General features: G+C 47.3%; 1 protein-coding gene. It reads left to right on the top strand.

The window, feature by feature from the left end; all coding sequences use genetic code 11:
* Positions 1–610: 610 nt before the first annotated feature.
* Positions 611–3,376: a CHAT domain-containing protein gene (locus tag RIG66_RS33170; protein ID WP_446384268.1), complete on the top strand. Its 2,766-nt coding sequence runs from the start codon at positions 611–613 to the stop codon at positions 3,374–3,376.
* Positions 3,377–3,546: the final 170 nt, after the last annotated feature.

Genomic DNA, 3,546 nt, shown 5'->3' with positions numbered 1-3,546 from the left:
AGCTCACAAGGGTAGGTTTTTTAAGATTGAGGTTTAGGTAAGACAAGGTAGACAGGTAGACCAGTAGACAAGGAAGAGTGAGAACGAAAAATCGGGCATTTCGGCTTTTAGAAGTTAGCTTGACCGAACAAGATTCTGTACGGTTTTCCTCCCTTGTCCTCTTGTCCCCCTTGCCCTCCTTGTCTTGCCCCAACCGCACAGTAAAAAACCTACACCTGTCAGCATCTCCCCCCTCCCCCCATGCTTCACAAACTCTTCAAACCATCTTTATCATAGCTACACCTAAAACCGCGCTGGAACAGGCAAACTAAGAAAAGCAGATGCACCCTGCCAGCCACAGCAGATGCACCCTGCTGAACCCTGAGTAAAACCCACATTATCGCTTAAATTTCAAAATTAGGCGATATGTGGGTCTTGTATTTATTTCCCGCGATCGCTCTTCCTCTATCCGGAGGGTTTGGGTTGACTAACCTTATGTTCACGGGATTTGGAGAACCTCTCTCCAAACCTCTCTCCTGCAAGGAGAGAGGCTTTGAATTCTGCCCCTTTTCAATGAAGCGGAGTATCCTGAAGTTGGATTCACGGCATAGTTCCATTTCAGGATAGTCCAATGAGCGCTACAGGAAAACGATTCAAGCGATTCCTCAAGTATCTCAGCTTAGTTGGTGTGACTACGGTGTTGACGGTTGCATTGGCGTGGCAAGATTTCCCCAAGGGAATGGGAATCCTGGAGGTGAATGCGGCAATTCCCGATACTGCCGTGGTTCAGGTTTCTCCCCCCGATGTAGCTGAATTGGTGAAAGTGGGTTTACAACGGTATCAGTCGGGGGAATTTGCCGCCGCTGTAACCACTTGGCAACAGGCAGCAGATATCTTTGCCAGTCAAGGGGATTCCCTGAATCAAGCCATGGTACTGAGCAATCTAGCACTCGCCTATCAGCAGTTGGGACAATGGACGCCAGCGAATCAGGCAATTGAGAAGAGTTTACACCTTTTGCAAACTGAAACGGCGAGTCGCGATCGCACGACGGTTTTGGCGCAGGCGCTGAATACCCAGGGAAAGATGCAACTGGCACAGGGACAACCGGAACAGGCGCTGAAGACGTGGGAAGAAGCGACAGAAACCTATCAGCAGGTGGGCGATGAAACTGGGGTGGTGCGTAGCTTGATGAATCAAGCGCAAGCCTTGCGAGTTTTGGGGTTTTATCCGCGAGTTAAGACGACGTTAGAACAGGTGAACCAATTGCTGCAAACTCAGCCAGATTCGGCGATTAAGGCGGCGGGATTATTGAGTTTTGGCGATACGTTACGCTTAGTGGGTGACTTAGAAGAATCGCAGACAGTGTTGCAGAAAAGTTTAACTATTGCCCAAAAATTAGACTTATCCTCAGGGATTACGGCAGCGTTTTTGAGCTTGGGGAATACGGCGTACAGTCAGGGAGAATTGAAGGCGGCAATTGAGTTTTATCAAAGCGCGATCGCGTCTTCTGTTTCACCAACAACAACCCTACAGGCACAATTAAATCAACTGCGTTTATTCATAGAACTCGAAAATTTGGCAGACGCGAAAGCCTTAGCCCAAAAAATACAGTCCCAATTTGCCAATTTACCCACCAATCGTAGCACGATTTATGCCCGAATTAATTTTAGCCAAAGTTTCCTCAAACTGTGGCGTCAGCAAGCCGGAATTGTAGGGGCGGGTTTTACTTCTAACCTTCCGGAGGAAACCGCTAACGTAACTAAACCCGCCCCATTCCCCATCGTCGGGGTGGATTTAACTAATAACGTTCTGGGGAAAACCGCTAACGTAACTAAACCCGCCCTCAACCCACAAACCGTCGCTCAAATTCTGACAACCGGAATTCAGCAAGCCCAGGAATTAGGCGATCAACGAGCAGAATCCTACAGCTTGGGTTATTTGGGTCAGATTTACGAGTATATTCAAAAATGGTCTGAAGCGAAAACCCTAACCGAACAGGCATTGCTGTTGGCGCAATCGGTCAATTCCCCAGATATTGCTTATTTGTGGCAATGGCAGTTAGGACGACTCCTGAAAGCTCAGATCGACCGAGGAATTGCCGATGATTCGGCTTATCCTAGTGCAGTTGCTGCTTATCAAGAAGCGATTCATTCTCTCAATTCCCTACGGAATGATTTAGTAGCGACAAATTTAGAATTACAGTTCTCATTTCGAGAAAGTGTAGAACCGATTTATCGCCAACTTGTTAGTTTACTATTGCAACCGGGGAATAAAGCGGTTAGCCAGGAGAATTTAGTTCAAGCCCGTGAGGTGATTGAATCCTTACAGTTGGCTGAATTAGATAACTTCTTTCGTGAGGCTTGTTTGACGGCGCAACCGGAACCCGTTGATCAAATTGATGCGAATGCGGCGGTGATTTATCCGATTATTTTACCAGATCGATTGGAGGTGATTGTGGCGATCGCGAATCAACCTCTACGACACTATGCGACTAATATATCTGAGACGGAAGTAGAAACGGTTCTGGCTCAAACCCGCCGTTCTCTGCGACGAGTGGCGAGCGATCGCGAACGATTACCTCTGTTTAAACAATTGTACGATTGGTTGGTGCAACCAATTGAGACGGAGTTAGCGGCGTCTGAGATTAAAACCTTGGTGTTTGCTTTAGATGGTTCGCTGAAAAGTCTGCCCATGGTGGCGTTATATGATGGTGAAAACTATCTGATTGAAAAATACAGTGTCGCCCTGACTCCCAGTCTGCAAATCCTAGAACCCCAACCCTTAAGCCGTACCCCAATTAAGGTGTTAGTGGGGGGATTAAGTGAGGCAAAACAGAACTTTCCGGCGTTACCCGGTGTGGAGTCGGAGATACAGCAGATTCAGGCAGAGATTCCGGCGCAGGTGCTGCTAAATCAGCAGTTTACCAGTGCGGCGATGCAAAAAGAGATAAGTGCTGCGTCATTTCCGGTGGTTCATTTAGCCACTCATGGTCAGTTTAGTTCTGATGCTGAAGATACGTTTATTTTGGCGTGGGACGATCGCGTCAATGTTAAACAATTAGGGGAAGTTCTCCAGGTGCGGGAGGAGAGGGAACGTCAACCGATTGAATTGCTGGTATTGAGTGCTTGTCAAACCGCCGCAGGTGACAAGCGTGCGGCGTTGGGAATAGCAGGAGTTGCCGTGCGATCGGGGGCGCGGAGTACATTAGCGACGTTATGGTCAGTGGATGATCAGTCTACGGCGATGCTGATGGTGAAATTTTATCAGGAATTGGCACAAGCCAATGTCACCAAGGCGGAAGCATTGCGTCAGGCTCAATTGGCGTTATTACAGCAGTCGAGATTCAGACATCCTTTCTATTGGGCACCGTTTGTGTTGCTGGGAAATTGGCTTTGATTGTGTTTGTAGTAAGGGAACCTTAGCCCTATAAGCTGTTCGGCATTTAAATAGGGTATAATTAAAATAGGAAATCCGAAAAACGAAAAAAATATGCCAGCCAAAAATTATTTGAAACCCGCTCAAAAAGAAAAATTACAAGTTGCTCTAAAAACCGAGAAAAATGCAGA

Origin of the sequence: Coleofasciculus sp. E2-BRE-01 (assembly GCF_040221695.1) — a bacterium.
Taxonomy (GTDB): Bacteria; Cyanobacteriota; Cyanobacteriia; order Cyanobacteriales; family Coleofasciculaceae; genus Coleofasciculus.
Note: the sequence above shows the minus strand (reverse complement) of the source record. Positions and strands in the feature narration are given on the sequence as shown.

Coding starts and splice junctions, on each gene's coding strand:
- RIG66_RS33170 (WP_446384268.1), top strand. CDS start 611: ATGAGCGCTACAGGAAAACGATTCAAGCGATTCCTCAAGTATCTCAGC.